The sequence below is a fragment of the Jatrophihabitans sp. genome, assembly GCF_036389215.1.
Lineage (GTDB): Bacteria > Actinomycetota > Actinomycetes > Mycobacteriales > Jatrophihabitantaceae > Jatrophihabitans_A.
In genome coordinates, this window is record NZ_DASVQG010000076.1 from 1 (window position 1) to 15,559 (window position 15,559).

At 72.2% G+C, this 15,559-nt stretch carries 16 protein-coding genes; 13 read left to right on the top strand and 3 right to left on the bottom strand.

Annotated features, from left to right (window positions below; translation table 11 throughout):
* From VF542_RS03560 to VF542_RS03570, 3 genes are all read left to right on the top strand, one after another.
* On the top strand, positions 1 to 1,248 hold a 1,248-nt coding region (locus VF542_RS03560), incomplete at its 5' end, for an ANTAR domain-containing protein (RefSeq protein WP_408650328.1).
* Between the two features lie 85 nt (positions 1,249 to 1,333).
* Positions 1,334 to 2,068: a histidine phosphatase family protein gene (locus VF542_RS03565; RefSeq protein ID WP_408650329.1), complete on the top strand. Its 735-nt coding sequence runs from the start codon at positions 1,334 to 1,336 to the stop codon at positions 2,066 to 2,068.
* Positions 2,055 to 2,963 carry an NAD(P)H-hydrate dehydratase gene (locus VF542_RS03570; RefSeq protein WP_408650330.1) on the top strand — a complete coding sequence of 303 codons (909 nt, stop codon included), beginning with the start codon at positions 2,055 to 2,057 and terminating at the stop codon, positions 2,961 to 2,963. Before VF542_RS03565 ends, VF542_RS03570 begins: the two co-directional genes overlap by 14 nt.
* Before the next feature lie 10 nt (positions 2,964 to 2,973).
* Here VF542_RS03570 and ligD read toward each other — a convergent pair whose 3' ends face one another.
* Positions 2,974 to 4,050: a non-homologous end-joining DNA ligase gene (gene ligD, locus VF542_RS03575; RefSeq protein WP_408650331.1), complete on the bottom strand. Its 1,077-nt coding sequence runs from the start codon at positions 4,048 to 4,050 to the stop codon at positions 2,974 to 2,976.
* A 145-nt stretch (positions 4,051 to 4,195) separates the two neighbouring features.
* On the opposite strand from ligD, the gene VF542_RS03580 reads away from it, so the two are divergent.
* The 3 genes from VF542_RS03580 to VF542_RS03590 all read left to right on the top strand — a co-directional run bounded on the left by VF542_RS03580 (position 4,196) and on the right by VF542_RS03590 (position 5,772).
* Entirely contained in the window at positions 4,196 to 4,390 is a 195-nt protein-coding gene (locus tag VF542_RS03580; RefSeq protein ID WP_408650332.1) for a hypothetical protein, read from the top strand.
* Between the two features lie 211 nt (positions 4,391 to 4,601).
* Positions 4,602 to 5,363 (top strand): ATP-binding protein, encoded by a 762-nt coding sequence (locus VF542_RS03585; protein ID WP_408650333.1) that lies wholly within the window; start codon positions 4,602 to 4,604, stop codon positions 5,361 to 5,363.
* 79 nt (positions 5,364 to 5,442) lie between these two features.
* Positions 5,443 to 5,772 carry a hypothetical protein gene (locus VF542_RS03590; protein ID WP_408650334.1) on the top strand — a complete coding sequence of 110 codons (330 nt, stop codon included), beginning with the start codon at positions 5,443 to 5,445 and terminating at the stop codon, positions 5,770 to 5,772.
* Positions 5,773 to 5,815: 43 nt separating this feature from the next.
* On the opposite strand, the gene VF542_RS03595 is transcribed toward VF542_RS03590, so the two are convergent.
* Together VF542_RS03595 and VF542_RS03600 are read right to left on the bottom strand one after the other, a co-directional pair.
* Complete coding sequence (locus VF542_RS03595; RefSeq protein WP_408650335.1) at positions 5,816 to 6,307, bottom strand: hypothetical protein; 492 nt, start codon at positions 6,305 to 6,307, stop codon at positions 5,816 to 5,818.
* The gene (locus tag VF542_RS03600) at positions 6,304 to 6,888 is read right to left on the bottom strand and encodes a helix-turn-helix transcriptional regulator (RefSeq protein ID WP_408650336.1); all 585 of its coding nucleotides are present in this window, start codon (positions 6,886 to 6,888) and stop codon (positions 6,304 to 6,306) included. Before VF542_RS03600 ends, VF542_RS03595 begins: the two co-directional genes overlap by 4 nt.
* 149 nt (positions 6,889 to 7,037) lie before the next feature.
* On the opposite strand from VF542_RS03600, the gene VF542_RS03605 reads away from it, so the two are divergent.
* The 7 genes from VF542_RS03605 to VF542_RS03635 form a co-directional block, all read left to right on the top strand.
* Positions 7,038 to 7,739, top strand: a complete 702-nt coding sequence (locus tag VF542_RS03605; protein WP_408650337.1) for an ABC transporter ATP-binding protein — start codon at positions 7,038 to 7,040, stop codon at positions 7,737 to 7,739.
* A gap of 383 nt (positions 7,740 to 8,122) precedes the next feature.
* On the top strand, positions 8,123 to 8,692 hold the full coding sequence (locus VF542_RS03610; RefSeq protein ID WP_408650338.1) for a MauE/DoxX family redox-associated membrane protein: 570 nt from the start codon (positions 8,123 to 8,125) through the stop codon (positions 8,690 to 8,692).
* Positions 8,693 to 8,694: 2 nt separating this feature from the next.
* On the top strand, positions 8,695 to 9,246 hold the full coding sequence (locus tag VF542_RS03615; RefSeq protein WP_408650339.1) for a TlpA family protein disulfide reductase: 552 nt from the start codon (positions 8,695 to 8,697) through the stop codon (positions 9,244 to 9,246).
* 61 nt (positions 9,247 to 9,307) lie between these two features.
* Entirely contained in the window at positions 9,308 to 12,061 is a 2,754-nt protein-coding gene (locus tag VF542_RS03620; protein WP_408650340.1) for an FtsX-like permease family protein, read from the top strand.
* Between the two features lie 235 nt (positions 12,062 to 12,296).
* The gene (gene cbiE / locus VF542_RS03625) at positions 12,297 to 13,502 is read left to right on the top strand and encodes a precorrin-6y C5,15-methyltransferase (decarboxylating) subunit CbiE (RefSeq protein WP_408650343.1); all 1,206 of its coding nucleotides are present in this window, start codon (positions 12,297 to 12,299) and stop codon (positions 13,500 to 13,502) included.
* Positions 13,499 to 14,248 carry a precorrin-4 C(11)-methyltransferase gene (cobM, locus tag VF542_RS03630; protein WP_408650341.1) on the top strand — a complete coding sequence of 250 codons (750 nt, stop codon included), beginning with the start codon at positions 13,499 to 13,501 and terminating at the stop codon, positions 14,246 to 14,248. Before cbiE ends, cobM begins: the two co-directional genes overlap by 4 nt.
* Before the next feature lie 138 nt (positions 14,249 to 14,386).
* Positions 14,387 to 15,559: MerR family transcriptional regulator (locus VF542_RS03635; RefSeq protein WP_408650342.1), on the top strand; the 1,173-nt coding region annotated here is incomplete at its 3' end.

A 15,559-nucleotide genomic window follows, 5' to 3' on the forward strand; every position in this document is an offset into this window, starting at 1 on the left:
GCCGAGCTCACCGAGCTGGGCGAGCAACTGGTGGTTGCCGATGCCGAGCTGCGGGCGCAGCACGAGGAGCTGGAAGCTGCCCGGGAAGCGCTGTTGCGTGCCCAGTCCAGCTACGAGCAGCTGCTTGCCGAGACGACCACGGCCTACCTGCTGACCGATCAGAACGGCATCGTCCAGCAGCTCAACCCGGCCGCCGAGGCCCTGCTGGGTCACTCGCTGGCCGGCCAGCGGGCCGGCCGGCCACTGGCCACCAAGTTCCAGGTCTCCGACCGCGGCCGGATCCGGAGCGTGCTGTCGGGACTGAGGGCTTCCGGCGAGCCGGCGACCTGCCGGGCCGGCGTGCTGCGGCCCGACGGCAGCCTGATGGAGGTCGAGGTGATCGGCCGGCTGGTGGCCGATCTGCACCCCGGTGGCGCCACGTTCAGCTGGCAACTGCGGCCGGTGCCCGAGGACGCGTATCCGGAGTTGCACAGCGTGCCGGCAGCTGGTGCACCGGCGGCTGGTGGACCGGCGGCTGGTGGACCGGCGGCTGGTGCGCCGGCCCAGGCACCGGCCCGCCTGCTGACCGAACTCGCCGACCTGGCGGCCGCGCTGGCCAGCCAGCACAGCACCCAGGAGATCCTCGACCGGGCGGTGCGGGCCGCTGTCCACGCGGTGCCGGGGGCCGAGCAGGCAAGCATCTCGCTGGTGGACAAGGCCGGCACCCTGTCCACCCCGAGTTCGACCGGCGAGCTGGCCACCGAGGGGGACCGGGCGCAGTACGAACTCGGCGAGGGACCGTCCCTGCAGGCACTGTGGGGGGAAGGCGAGGTGCTGCTGATCGATGACCTGAGAACCGAGACCCGCTGGCCGGCCTGGACCGCCCGGGCCCAGGCGCTGGGCGCCGGCAGCCTGCTGGCCTGCGAGCTGGCCACCCCGCGGGGCAGGCTCGGCGCGCTGAACCTGTACTCCAGCCGGCCGCACGCCTTCGACTCGACGGCCACGGCGCTGATTCCGGTGCTGGCGGTGCAGGTCGGCATCGCGCTGGCCCGGGCGCACAACGAGGCCAACCTGAAGGCGGCGATCGAGAGCCGGCAGCTGATCGGCCAGGCGGTCGGCATCCTGATGGAGCGGCATCGGCTGGGGCCGACGGCCGCGTTCGACCTGCTGGTCAAGGCGTCCCAGACCAGCCAACTCAAGTTGCGCGAGGTAGCGCAGCGGGTGAACGAGACCGGCCAGGACCCGGCGGACGCGGCGCGCCGGCGGTGAGCCGCTGAACGGCGGAGCAGTCGCTGCCGGGGCGTCGGGTGCCCATCCCGGCAGCGCCCAGGTGGGCAGCCGATATGGTCGGCGGATGGCAGTTACAGAGCTGATCCTGGTGCGGCACGGCGAGAGCATCGGCAACGTCGCGCGCGAGGAGGCCGAGTCCTCCGGTGCGCTGTCCATCCCGATGCCGATGAGAGACGCCGACGTGCCGCTGTCCGAGGTGGGTGTCGAGCAGGCGCGGGCGGTGGGCCGGTGGCTGGCCGCTGACCAGGACCGGCTGCCCGACACGGTCTGGTCCTCGCCCTACCTGCGAGCCCGCCAGACCGCGCAGGCCGCGCTGGCCGAGCTCGCGAACCCGCCGGCGATCCGCCAGGACGAGCGGATCCGCGACCGCGAGCTCGGGGTGCTCGACCTGCTCACCAAGCGTGGCGTCGGCAGCCAGTTCCCGGCCGAGGCCGAGCGGCGCCGCTGGCTCGGCAAGTTCTACTACCGCCCGCCCGGCGGCGAGTCCTGGGCAGACCTGGTGCTGCGGATCAGGGCCTTTCTCGCCGACCTGGAACGCGGCCCCCAGCGCGGCCGGCAGCTGATCGTCTCCCATGACGCGGTGATCCTGCTGTTCCGTTACGTCTGCGAGCAGCTCGACGAGGACAGCGTGTTCGAGATCGCGCGAAGCGGCTCGGTGACCAACGCCTCGATCAGCCGGCTGGTGCGAGACGACGCTGAACCGGGCTGGCGAACGGCTGTGTACAACGACGACCAGCACCTCGAGGCCTACGGCGCCCGAGCCACCGAGCATCCGGGAGAGATCGATGCCGCCCGCTGAGCAGATCCTGACACCGGCCGCGCTGCGCGACTGGCCGCTGCCGATGCCGGACGGGGGCAAGAACAGCCGCGGCCGGGTGCTGGTGATCGGTGGAGCCCGGACCGCGCCGGGTGCGGCGATGCTTGCCGGCCAGGCCGCGCTGCGGGTCGGAGCCGGGGTGCTGACCCTGGCGGTGGCGGAGTCGGTGGCCGGCCCGGTGGCTGCCGCGGTCCCCGAATGCGCGGTGCTCTGGTTGGCCGAGACCGCGGCCGGCTCGGTCGCGGCTAGCTCGGCGGAGGCTATCCAGCGGGCACTGGGCAGTGCCGCCGCGATCCTGATCGGTCCCGGGCTCGACGACATCGACGAGACCGCCGACCTGATCGCCGCGCTGGTGTCGGCGGCTGATGAGGACCTGCCGATCGTGCTCGACGCCTATGCCATCGGCGCCCTCGGCCAGCTGCCACGCGCGGCGCGGGAGGCCCTGGCCGGCCGGCTGCTGCTCACCCCGAACCACCAGGAGCTGGAACGGTTGCTCGAAGCCGAGTCCGAGCCGGCCGGCTCGGGCTCGGGCCCGGCTTCCGGTACGGACGGCCCGGCGGATCCCCAGCGCCTGCTCGCCGAGCGCTACGGGGCCGTGCTCAGCAGCGACAACCGGATCGTCACACCTGCCGGGGACCGCTGGGAGGTACCGGCCGGGCACTCCGGACTGGGGACCTCCGGCAGCGGTGACGTGCTGGCCGGCGCCCTGGTGGGCCTGCTCGCTCGCGGTGCGGAGCCCGTCCAGGCGGCCTGCTGGGCCACCTACCTGCACGCCGCGGCCGGGGACCGGTTGGCTGCCCGGGTCGGTTCGCTGGGCTTCCTGGCGCGCGAACTGCTCGACCAGTTGCCGCTGGTGCTCACCGAGCTCCAGGCCTGACCGGCGGCGTTCAGCTCTCCAGCCGGACGTCGGACACCGACTTGTCGGGCCGCAGCCCCCGCCACACCGGGTGCCGCAGCCGCCCGTCCGGAGTCCATTCGCCGAAGCCGACCTCGGCCACCAGCCGGGGCTCGACCCACTGCGCGTTGCCGGTCTCGGCCGGCGGCGGCGGGGTTTCCAGGGCCGGCGTGCGGCGGGCAAGGGGGCGCAGCTGCCGGTGCAGGGCGATGAGCGCGGCATCGGTGAATCCGGTGCCGACCTTGCCGGCGTAGCGCAGGCCGGCCGCCCCGATCCTGGCGGCTCGGTCCTTCCCGGCTCTGCCGGCCGCCCCCGCGTGCCCGGCCTCGCCGGGCACGCCCACCAGCACCGATCCGATGGTGCCGGCCCGCCGGCCGTGGCCGGGTTGCCAGCCCAGGACGACCACCTCCTGGCTGCGGACGTTCTTGATCTTCCGCCAGTCCGGTGATCGCCGGCCGGGCCGGTAGGTGCTGTCCAGCCGCTTGGCCACCACGCCTTCCAGCTCGAGTTCCTGGCTGGCGCGCAGCACGCTGGCCCCGTTGCCGGCGAAGTACGGCGGGCACTGCCAGCTGCCGTCGTCGAGCTGCAGGTCCGCCAGCAACTCCCGGCGCTGCCGGTAGGGCAGCCCGGTGGTGGCCGAGCCGTCGAGGTGCAGCACGTCGAAGATCAGGTACCGGACCGGGTCGGTGCCGCTCAGCCGCTGTGCCTGGCTGGCTCGCCCGACATGCATCCGCCTCTGCAACCGGGCGAAGCTGGGGCGCCCGTCCGTGCCGAATGCAACCACCTCGCCGTCCAGGATGGCCGTGCGGTTACCCAGCCGGGTACCCAGTCCGGCCAGCTCCGGATAGCTGACGGTGACCTCGAGGTCATTGCGCGACCGCAGCCGCACCCGGCCGCCGTCGAGGAAGGCCAGGGTCCGGCAGCCGTCCCACTTGGTCTCGTACGCCCACCGGTCGTCCTCGGCAGGGCTGGGCAGCTCGCCGGCGACGGCCAGCATCGGCGTCAGGGCGGGCAGCGCCGGCCGGGGTGGAGCCTGCTCGCCGGCCGGTAACCCGCCACTGCGCGCCATCGCATCCTCCGACCAGGCCTAGACGGTTATCTAGACAGAATGCCTATAGACAGTCACCCTAGCGCCCTCCGGCACCAGGGGCGGCCGGGGCGGTTCACTAGGTTGGAGGGACAGCTGCTGAAGATCGACGTTCCTGGAGGTCACCGTGTGGGTCCTGTTGTCGTCCCGACTGCGTACCTGGTTGTTGCTGGCCATCGCCGTGCCGGTCGTCCGCGCGGTGCTGCGGCGCGCTTCGGCCTCGGCCGCCCGGCGTGACCCCAGCTCGGCCATGGCCCGCGCGCTGCGATCGGCGGAATCGGGACTGTCCCGCCTGGACCGGCGCAAGCGGCGCCAGCGCTGAGCTGAGCCGCGCCCCGGCCCTCGGCGCGGCTGCGGTTGCGGCCTGTTCGTGACTATGCGTGCTCACCAGCGACGCATAATTAGTGACAGACCGTAGCCGTATCGTGGTCACTGCTAGCGCAGGACATGAGGGGACGTTGCCAGTGACCAGGCCGATGCCAGCGTCGCGCCGCCTACAGTCGTTGGCGGTCCAGCTCGCTGACGATGATTTCGTGCTCGACCTCCGTGGCCTGTCCTGGCTCGACCCGCTGCACCTGGTCGGAGCAGCCGCGATCGCCCAGCGGGCCGCCGCGTGCGGCTCCCGGCTCCGGCTGAGCGGGCTGCGTGGCAATCAGGCCGGCTACGCCTCCCGGATGCACCTGGGCGCGATCGTCGACCACTTCGGCGGCAGCCATGACCTGCCGGTCAATGGACGCGAACTCGACCGCAGCGACAGCCTGCTCGAGGTCACCGAACTGGCCACCGCCGGCGATGTCCGGCATCTGAGCGCGCTGGTCCATGACCGGGTGGCCGATCACGACGCCGAGATCGCGCACGCGCTGCACACCGCGCTGGCCGAGATCGGGGCCAACGTCTGCGACCACTCCGGAACGGTCGGCTTCATGGCGGCCCAGACGCTGCCGTCGCAGGGGGTGCTGCGCTTCGCTGTCGCCGACGCGGGCGTGGGCTTGCTCGGCACCCTGGCCAGCCAGGGTGCCGAGGACGACCGGATGGCGATCACGATGGCCCTGTCGGGCACCAGCAGGCGGCAGGGCCCCGGTCACGGCACCGGTCTGCCCACCGCGGTGACCGTGGTCAGCCGGCTGGGCGGCGAGGTGCTGCTGGCCAGTGGATCGGAGGTGACCACCGCCAACGCTCGCGGCCGGCGGCATGCCGAGCTTGCCAGCGGGTTCGCCGGAACCATGTTCGAGGGCTGGGTTCCGGTGACCGCCGCCCGACACGGCAGCCCTACGCTGTACGACTGGGCCGGTTAGTGAGACGATGACGCTATCGTTGACGGCTGAGCAGCTGGCATGCTAGGGCCGTCGGAAGGCCGATGGTGATGATGCTGACATGCTGAGGGGGGAAGTCGTGGGCGTCCGGACCTTGCCGTTGCCTCGACTGGTAGCGGGTCGCGACTACGCCGACGACATGGTGAGCACGCTCGGGCCAGTGGTGGGACAGGACGTCGTGGTCGATGCCACCAAGTTGCTCTCGGGCACCACGTCGTTCGCCTACCAGCTGATCGAGCGGTTGCTGGCCGAGGAGAAGGCCAACTCGGTGCTGCTCGTCGGCGCGCCGGCCGACTTCGCCGAGTACGCCACCTCCGCGGCTCGCGAGTTGCATGTCACCGACCGTTTCGACCTCGCCGAGGAACTTCCCCGGACCGCTGCCGCCAGCTGAGTCCGGGCTCTGAACTCGCTGGGCCGCTGGCCCGGCAGTGGCGCTAGTACCCTGCCGACGTGCCCTCCTTGCTTCGCAACGCGCTGCCGATCGCGGCGTTCACAGCCTGCCATTCCAGCTGCTCCCGGGCCGCGGAGACCTCAGCGGTACTGATGAAGCTGACCTCGGCCGCCGAGTGCCAGCGCTGCGCCGCTGCTACCACGGCCGGGTCGTCGACCCGGCTGAGAGCGACCTCGAGCAGGGCCCGGGCGTCGAGGTAGCGGCGCTCGGCAGCCTCGAGCTCAGGTGAGGGCCGGCCGGCGTTGGCCCGGCTGAGCGCGCCGTACTCGCCGACCCGGCCGCGCAGCGCGAGCGCGGCGTCCTGGGCATCGGTCAGCGCGGCGCGCCGCCGCAGGTAGCGGCGGGCATGGCTGTCCCGCACGCTCAGGGTCACCTGGGTTCCGACGGCGACCAGCAACGAGACGGCCGCCGCCACCATCGCGTTGACCAGGGTGATCGTCGTCGCCGAGGCGGCGGCGATCGACGGCCCGGTCACTGACCGGCGGCGCGGCGGCTCTCGGCCGGCTTCGTCGAGCGCTCGGCCGGGTTGGCGGCCAGCAGCGGCCGGGACGCGTTGGCGTCGGCGATCTCGATCAGCTTCAGGTCAGCCTGCACGCCCAGGATGGCTGCCTCGATGGTCAGCGCCGCCAGCGGCTCGTCCTTGTGCTGGCGCCGCAGCGCACGCAGGGTCTGCAGCTCAGCCATCCGGGCATCGCGCTGGGTGCGGCAGACCTCGTGCACCTGTTCCTCGCTGCGCCGGCCGGCTGCCAGCACCTTGAGGATGAAATCGTCACGATATCCGGCGGTCCGGGTGGTCGGTTCGGCCAGCCAGCTGTCCAGTTCTCGACGCCCGGCGGCTGTGACTTTGTAGACAGTCCGGTCCGGTCGGACGTCTTGCGACACCGTTCGCGAGGTCACCAGGCCGTCCCGGCTCAGCCGTTCGAGGATTTGGTAGACGTGCCCGATATTGAGGCCACCCCATTGCGGCCCGACCGCTTTCTCGAAATTCGTCTTAATTTCATAGCCGTAGCTGGGTCCATCGGCGAGAAAGGACAACACCGCGTGTTGGATAGCCACGGCGACCACTATAGGGGCAAGGCTTTGCCCCCCGGCGCAGATAGTCCAGACCCGGCCGTGGCGGGTCCGGGGAGCATCATGGAGGGGTGGTGTTACCAGCGAGTACATCGTCCGGAGGCGGGGCGGGGGCGCGGGTCCAGCTAGCAGCGGTGACCAAGACCCGGCGCCAGGGCCGGGCCATCGTCACGTCGCTGGCCGATGTCTCTCTCACGATCTCGCCCGGCCAAATCGTTGCAGTCACCGGCCCGTCCGGGGCCGGAAAGTCGAGCCTGCTTCAGCTGATCGGCGGCCTCGACATTCCCGATTCCGGGCGTCTCCTGGTGGACGGCATCGACATTGCCGAGCTGTCCGGCAGGCATTCGGCATACTTTCGTGGCAGTGTCGGATTTGTCTTTCAGCGCTATCATCTGCTGAGCAACCTTTCCGCTCTGGACAACGTCATAACGCCGCTGCTGCCACTGCGGGTGGACTTCGACAAACGCGAGCGCGGTCAGCAGTTGCTGGCTGCCGTGGGGCTCGCCGATCAGGCCTCGGTGCCCGCACGCGAACTCTCCGGTGGCCAGCAGCAGCGGGTGGCGATCGCCCGCGCGTTGGTGAACAGGCCCCGGCTGTTGCTCGCCGATGAACCGACCGGAAACCTCGACTCGCGAACCGGTGAGGACATCCTGGACCTGCTGACCGAATTGCAGGCCGAGCACGGCATGACGATGTTGCTGGCGACCCATGACTCGGCGGTCGCCAGCCAATGCCAGCGGGTGGTCGAACTGCGCGACGGGCGCGTGGTCAGCGACCGCGACCTGACCGGAACCGATCCGGACAGCACCCTTCGCCGAATCAGCGGGCCGGGCTGAGGCTGATCACGGTACGGACTCAATACGCCTACTGACTAGGTGCATTGTCACAAGGCAGCTTGACCGAATGTAGTTCAATGCCTAACGTACCTCAAACGCAATACCACGTCGGGAAAAGGGAATTCGCTCATGACCGCTCTGCTAACTCGGGCAGCACAGGCCTTGTCGGTGCGGGCGAGATCCACCCGACACCCGCTCATCGACGGCTGCCCACCTGACTGCTTCTACGACTACCGGTGCGACTCAAGCCATCGGTACTACCGCCGGCAGTGCTGCTACCACCCGGATTGCACGCAGTACTGCCTGGAGTGGGTGGACATCGGTACCTGCTGAGCACGGGCTTGTCGTTCGACGGGGGGAAGTCCGTGTACAGCTATGGTTTGATGTCCGTTCGGTGTGCGCTCGTCTTGGTATTGGCCATCTCCACGATCGGCAAGGTGTGGCATCGCTCAGAGCTGGCGGAGTTCGGCGACACCCTGCGAATGGGCCTCCGGCTGCCCCGGGCCCGGCTGGTGGCCGGCGCCTGGGTTGCCGTCGAAGGAATCACCGCGATCGCGCTGGCGCTCCCGGTGACGGTGGCGGATGCGGCAGTGCTGGCGGTGGGAGTGTTCGGATGCCTCACCGCCGGCGCCGCCTTGCTGGTGGCTCAGCATCGCGGGTTTGCCTGCAACTGTTTCGGAGCCAAGCAGTCGCGGCTCAGCTGGCGGACCGTCCTGCGCAACGGCGGGCTGACCGCGGCTGCCCTGCTGCTGGCCGTGGGTCTGCGGCTGCGGGGGGCAGCCGCAGCTCCGCCGGCACCGGTCCTGCTGGCCGCGGTCCTCACCGTTCTGCTCGGTGCCGTGCTGATCTGGCAGGCGGGACCGCTGGGAGTGCTGCTCCGGCAATCGGCAATCCGGCACCAGGGCAGCCGGCCGGTGACGCCGCGCTCGGCGCTGTCCGGCGGACGGCGATGACGATGACGATGACGATCACCACCGTGCTGGTGGGGTACACGACGCTGGCCGCGACCCTGGCGCTGGCAATCTCGCTGCTGAGCCTGCGTTCCCTGCAGGGCTCGCCCGCGGCCAGGCCGGCAGTGCGTACCGCCGTGACCCTGCCCGCCAGCGGTCCCGACGTCGGCAGCCCGGCACCGCCGTTCACCGCCCGGACCAGCACCGGGGCGGTGCTGGGCCCTGCCGAGCTGGCCGGCCGGAACTACCTGCTGGCCTTCGTCTCCAGCACCTGCCCGGGCTGCCGGGAGGCGTTGCCGGGCATGGTGGGCTACGCCAGCCAGCTGCCCGGGGACTTCCGGCTGATCACCGTGATCGTGGGCGACCCCCGGCGCGGCACGGACATCGAGCAGACCTTGGCTCCGGTGGCCACGATCGTGTCCGAGCCGGACGGCGGCCCGATCGGCAACGCCTACCAGATCCACGTGTTCCCGTCCTACGTCCTGATCTCCGACGACGGCACGGTGCTGGCCACTGGGCAGTCCGTGCGTGACCTGCCCCAACCCCAGCCACAGTGACACCAGCGGGGCAAGGCGGCCACACTGGCTCCGTGACCGCTCACCGTGGCGGCTTCGGGCCGTGATCCACCTGCTGCTCGTGCGGCTGCGGGTGAACCGGTGGCGGGCAACAGCGCTGATCGTGGGCATCGCGGCGGCCACGACCGCGTTCGTCGTGCTCACCGGCCAGGTGGCCGAACAACGCCTGGAACTGCGCGGCCGGGTCAGCGCTCGTGGCAATCCGAACTACGACATCCTGGTGCGGCCGGCCGGGTCGCGAACCGGCCTGGAGACCAGCCAGGGCCTGGTCCGCGCCAACTTCCTGTCCGGCCAGTTCGGTGGCATCACCCTGGCGCAGTGGCATCAGATCGAGGACCTGGCCGGGGTGCAGGTGGCGGCCCCGGTGGCGATGGTGGGCTACGTCCTGCAGAGCGTGACGATCCCGATCGACATCACCGACCAGCTCAGCTCGGCCGACCAGCAGCTGTTCACCGCCTCGGTCCGTCGGCGCAGCGCCCGCGGGCTGAGTGAATTCAGCCAGCCGGCGATCAGTTACAGCTTTGTCAGCGCGACCGCGGTCAGCCAGGTCGGCAAGCTCGGTTCCCCCGGCGGCCCCGGATTCGCCGTCGCCCAACGCGATGGCTCGATGCGGCTGGTCTGCCCGATCCGCCCGAGGGCGACCGGCAGCCCGTTCGCGGTGCGCAGCCAGCGCAACGGCACCTGCTGGTCGCGGGTGAACGGCCCGGACGGAGCGGGGTTCACCACTCTGCCCCGCGGCCACGTCGGGATCCTGGTGCAGTGGACGTTTCCGTTCCTGCTGGCGGCCGTCGATCCCGGCGAGGAGGCCGAGCTGGCCGGCCTGGACCGAGCGGTCAGCCACGGCAGCTACCTGCCACAGCGCGGGTCGGCGCCCGGCCGGGACCGGCACAGCGTGCCCGTCCTGATGGCCGATCACGCCGGCTTCGACGATCAGGACGAGGTCAGCGTCCAGCGGCTGTCGGCCGCCGCGACCGCCGAGTTCGGATCCGGGCTCACCCCCGACCGGCTGGACGCCCTGCTGGACACCGAGCACGGACCGGTCGTCACCAGGGCCTCCATCACTGCCGAGGCCGCCTACCAACACCTGCTGACGGAGAGCTTGCGGACCCACTCCGATCCGGTCGTGGACAGCTATTGGACCAGCGGGCTGGTCAGCTACGACACCGAGCCCGACGGGACGCTGCGGCCGCGACCGGTCGACAATCCGGCGAGCATCTGGACCGCGCCGCTGGACGAGCGCGGCTACGTGGCGGCGGCGCCCGATGCCGCCGACACCGCATTCCGCCGGCTGGACAAGCACGAGTTGCTGACCATGTCCACCTTCTCCGACGGCGCCGGGCCGCGGCTGGCCACCATCGGCACCTTCGATGAATCCCGGCTGGACCAGGGGTCGGGGCAGTCCTTGCCGGGTGGCTACCGCACCGAGCCGCTGCTGCCGGCCGATCCGGCCAGCACGGCCCTGCTGCGCGGGCAGCCGCTGTTGCCCGACCTCAACATCGCCGGCTACCTGCTGCCGGCGCCGACCATGCTCACCTCGCTGGACGCGGCGTCGGTGTTCACCGATTCCTCGGTCTTCGACAACGTCAGCGACGCGGCGCCGATCAGCGCCGTCAAGGTCCGGGTGGCGGGCGTGCACGGCACCGATGCCGTGAGCCGGGAACGGGTCCGGCTCGTTGCCGAGGCGGTGGCAGCCACGACCGGCCTGGACGTCGATGTCACCGTCGGCAGTTCGCCGATCACCCGGCGCGTCGTCCTGCCGGCGGGCTCGGCCGGCCGGCCGGAGTTGCAGCTTGCCGAGCGATGGCAGCGCAAGGGCGTCATCGTCGCGGTCGTGCGGGTGGTCGACCGCAAGAGCCTGCTGCTGTTCGTCCTGGTGCTCGTGGTGTGCGGGGTCTTCATCGCCAATGCCACGGCGGCCGCGGCCCGCTCGCCCCGGACGGAGCTCTCGACGCTGAGCTGCCTGGGCTGGACCCGCGGTCAGCTGATGCGGTTGCTGCTCGGTGAGATGGCGGTGATCGGTGCCGCCGCCGGCGTCGCCGGGGCGCTGGTGTCACTGATCGCCGCCGAGGCGCTGCGGGTGCCGGTGAGCGTCGGGCGGGCACTGGCTGCCGTGCCCGCGGCCCTGGCGGTGACCCTGCTGGCGGCCGCCTGGCCGGCGTGGCGGGCCTCGCTCCCCTCGCCGTCACCGGACATGTCTGACCGCCTTGGATGGGCCCGTCCGATCCGGGGCGGTCAGCTCAAGCGGGTGCGTGGACCCCTGCAGCTGGCGTACCTGAACCTGCGCGCCGAGCCGGGGCGGACCGCACTGGGAACGGCCGCGGTCGGCGTCGGCTCGGCCGGCCTGACCCTGCTGCTGGCGATCACGGTGGCCTTTCGCGGCAGTGTGGTGGGCAGCCTGCTCGGCGACGTGGTCTCGTTGCAGGCCCGGCGGGTGGACTACCTCGCCGTCGTCAGCACGCTGCTGCTGGCCGCGATCGCGGTCGCCGACGTCAGCTATCTCAACATCCGCGAGCGCCGGGACGACCTGGCGCTGCTGCGGGCGGTGGGCTGGACGGACCGGTGGCTGGGCCAGCTGATCACCTTCGAGGGGGTGCTGATCGGCCTGGCTGGTTCGGTGGCCGGCTCCGGGCTGGGGCTGGTGGCCGCCGCGGCGCTGGCGCACTCCGTGCCCGGCAGCCTGTGGTTGCTGGCCGGCCTCACAGCACTCACCGGCACCCTGATCAGCGCGCTGGCTACCCTGCTGGCGGCGCTGTCCTTGCCGGTGCTGCTTCGGACACCCTCGCTGACCCGGGACTGACCGCTGGGGCAGACTTCAGGCTGTGCCAGACCCCACCGCTCAGCCGGCCGGTGACTCGCTGACCGCCGATCACCCGGCCGCTGCCGATCATCCGGCCGCCGCCGATCAGGCCGCTGCCGATCAGGCTGCCGACTGCCCGGCCGCTGCCGACCAGGCTGCCGACTACCCGGCCGCTGCCGATCAGGCTGCCGACTACCCGGCCGCTGCCGATCAGGCTGCCGCCGCCGACCATCCGGTGGTGGTGATCGGGGTCGGTGCCGACGGCTGGGACGGGCTCGGCTCGACGGCCCGGACGGCGCTGGCCGAGGCCGAGCTGGTGCTGGGCAGCGAGCGGCAGCTGCGGTTGCTGCCGGCCGGCCTGCCGGCCGAGCGGCGGCCCTGGCCGTCACCGATGCTGCCCGCGCTGCCGGGGCTGCTGGCTGAGCGTCACCGGCGCCGGCTGGTGGTGCTGGCCAGCGGCGATCCGATGTTCTACGGGATCGGCGGCACCCTGGTGCGGCTGCTGGGTGCCGGCTCGGTCCGGATCATTGCCCAGGTGTCCTCGTTGTCGCTGGCCGCGGCCCGGCTCGGCTGGCCGCTGGAGGAGGTCGAGGTCCTGAGCGTGCTGGGCCGCCCGCTGGCAGCGCTGCACCCGTTGCTGCAGCCCGGCCGCCGGGTGCTGGTGCTGCTCGGCTCCGCGGCTGAGGCGGCAGGCGTTGCCGGGCTGCTCCGCGAGCGGGGGCTGGGGCCGAGCGAGCTGGTGCTGCTGTGCGAACTCGGCGGTGCCGGCGAGCGGCTGATGCGCGCCAGCGCCGAGAGCTGGCCCGGGCAGCCTGACGAGCCGCTGGCGGTACTGGCGATCGAGGTTCTCGCGGCACCGGGTGCGGCGCTGCTGCCAGCCTCGCCCGGCCTGCCCGACGCCGCCTTCGACCACGACGGCCAGCTCACCAAGTCAGAGGTCCGGGCGATCACCGTGGCGGCGCTGGCGCCGGTGGCCGGCCAGCTGCTGTGGGATGTCGGGGCCGGCAGCGGCAGCGTCGGCATCGAGTGGATGCGCAGCCACCCGTCCTGCCGGGCGGTGGCCATCGAGGCTCGCCCGGACCGGCTGGAACGGGTTGCCGCCAACGCACAGGCGCTCGGCGTGCCCGGCTTGCGACTGGTGGCCGGACGGGCTCCGCAGGCACTGGCCGGCCTGCCCGTCCCGGATGCGGTCTTCGTCGGCGGCGGGGTGAGCCGGCCCGGCGTGCTGGAGGCCTGCGAAGCCGCACTGGCGCCCGGTGGCCGGCTGGTGGCCAACGCCGTGACCGTGGAAGCCGAGGCGGTGCTGGCGGACTGGTACCGGCGGCGAGGCGGCCGGCTCATCAGGATCGCGGTGCAGCGCGCGGAACCGGTCGGTGGGTTCACCGGCTGGCGGCCGGCCATGCCGGTGACCCAGTGGAGCTACACCAGGGCAACCCCATGACGGTGCATTTCATCGGCGCCGGGCCGGGGGCGGCGGATCTGATCACCCTGCGGGCACAGCGCATCCTGGCCTCGTGCCAGGTCTGCCTCTTCGCCGGCAGCCTGGTGCCGGCGGAGGTGCTGGCGCACTGCCCGCCCGGTGCCCGGCTGGTCGACACCGCCGGGCTGCACCTGGACGAGATCATCGCCGAGCTGGTGGCCGCCGACCGGGCCGGGCACCAGGTCGCCCGGCTCTGCAGCGGTGATCCGTCCCTGTTCAGCGCGGTGGCAGAGCAGGTGCGCAGGCTGCAACAGGCCGGCGTCGAGTACGACATCACCCCGGGCGTGCCGGCGTTCGCGGCCGCCGCGGCGGCGTTGGGCCGCGAGCTGACCGTGCCGGGGGTGAGCCAGAGCGTCATCCTGACCCGGACGGCCGGGCGCGCCACCGCGATGCCGCCGGGGGAGCAGCTGGGCGATCTCGCGACGTCGGCGGCCACCCTGGTGCTGCACCTGGCCGTGCAGCGCATCGACGCTGTCGTCGCGGAGCTCATTCCCGGCTACGGCGCGGACTGCCCGGTCGCCGTCGTGGCCTACGCCAGCCGGCCCGACCAGCAGATCCTGCGGGGCACCCTGGCCGACATCGGCGAGCAGGTCCGCGGCGCCGGGATCCGCCGGACCGCCGTCATCGTGGTCGGCCGGGTGCTGGCCGCGGCCGGCTTTCCGGACAGCTACCTGTACTCAGCCGCCCGGGATCGGGTCGGGCACTAGCTCCAGGGGGCGGGCCCCTCGTCGGGCGACCGCTCAGGCACCCCCGTGGACCGCAACCGGGCCACCACTGCGCCCACTTCGGCCCGCAGTGTGTGTTGAAAGTTGTTCAACTCACCGAAAGTCAGGGATAATTTCTGAGTGCCGGACGCAGTTCGAGATCCCGACGACGCGACACTGCTCTCAGTGGGTGCCGCGGCGGGCCGGCTGGGCGTCGCGCCGGCGACCGTACGAAGCTGGGAGCGCCGCTACGGTCTCGGCCCCGGTGGCCGCAGTCACGGCGGCCACCGCCGCTACACCGAGGCTGACCTGGACCGGTTGCTGCTGATGCAGGAGTTGGTGAACCGGGGCCAGGCTCCCGCCGCCGCTGCCCGAGTGGTGCTGGCGGAGCAGGGCACGTCGGCCGCGGGGACGGCCGCCGGGCCGATGATCGCCCGGCCGGCCGGTGGCCGCCAACGCCGGCCCAATCAGGGTGGCGGTCCCGGTGGCCGGGTGCTGGCGGTGCCGGGTGCCACGCCGGAGGTGCGTGGGCTGGCGCGGGCCGCCAGCCGGCTGGACGCCGACGCCGTCACCGGCCAACTGGGCGATCTGCTGGTCAACCGGGGCGTGGTGCACACCTGGAACCTGGTACTGCGGCCGGTGCTGGTCTCCATCGGAGTGCGATGGGTCCGGGCCGGCGTCGACGTCGAGCACGTCCTCAGCGAAGCGGTCATGGACGCGCTGCGGTCCTACCGGGCCTTCCTGCCCCGGCCGGTGCCAGGCCGCCCGGTGCTGCTGGCCTGCGCGCCGCACGAGCAGCACACCCTGCCACTGCACGCGCTGGCTGCTGGGCTCGCCGAGCGGCGGGTACCGCTACGGCTGCTCGGCGGCCGGGTGCCGACCGCCGCGGTAGCCACCGCCGCCCGGCGAACCGGCGCCGGTGCGATCTTCCTGTGGCGGCATTGCCTCGAGGAGCACGGGACGTCGTCCCGCTCCGTACCGGCCTACCCCGGACCGATCCGCTCCACCGGACCCCTGGATCCGGCCCGACCGCCTGGTTCAGCCCAACTGGCCGTTCCCGCACCACTGGTACACCAGGCCGAACTGACCGGTCCTGCCCCACTGACCCGCCCGGCCGAACTGGTCGACCCCGCCGAACCGGTCGATCCCGGCGACCTCAGCCAGCCGGGCGAGCCCACCGAGCCGGACGAGCTGGCCGAGCTGATCGGACTGACCCGCAGCCGGCCGGCGCGGCTGCTGGTGGTGGGCGGGTCGGCATGGCACCCGGTGGAGCAGCTACCGGCCGGGGTGCGCTACGTCGCGGACCTCGACACG

Coding starts and splice junctions, on each gene's coding strand:
- VF542_RS03565 (WP_408650329.1), top strand. CDS start 1,334: ATGGCAGTTACAGAGCTGATCCTGGTGCGGCACGGCGAGAGCATCGGC.
- VF542_RS03570 (WP_408650330.1), top strand. CDS start 2,055: ATGCCGCCCGCTGAGCAGATCCTGACACCGGCCGCGCTGCGCGACTGG.
- ligD (WP_408650331.1), bottom strand. CDS start 4,050: ATGGCGCGCAGTGGCGGGTTACCGGCCGGCGAGCAGGCTCCACCCCGG.
- VF542_RS03590 (WP_408650334.1), top strand. CDS start 5,443: ATGCTGAGGGGGGAAGTCGTGGGCGTCCGGACCTTGCCGTTGCCTCGA.
- VF542_RS03610 (WP_408650338.1), top strand. CDS start 8,123: ATGTCCGTTCGGTGTGCGCTCGTCTTGGTATTGGCCATCTCCACGATC.
- VF542_RS03615 (WP_408650339.1), top strand. CDS start 8,695: ATGACGATGACGATCACCACCGTGCTGGTGGGGTACACGACGCTGGCC.
- cobM (WP_408650341.1), top strand. CDS start 13,499: ATGACGGTGCATTTCATCGGCGCCGGGCCGGGGGCGGCGGATCTGATC.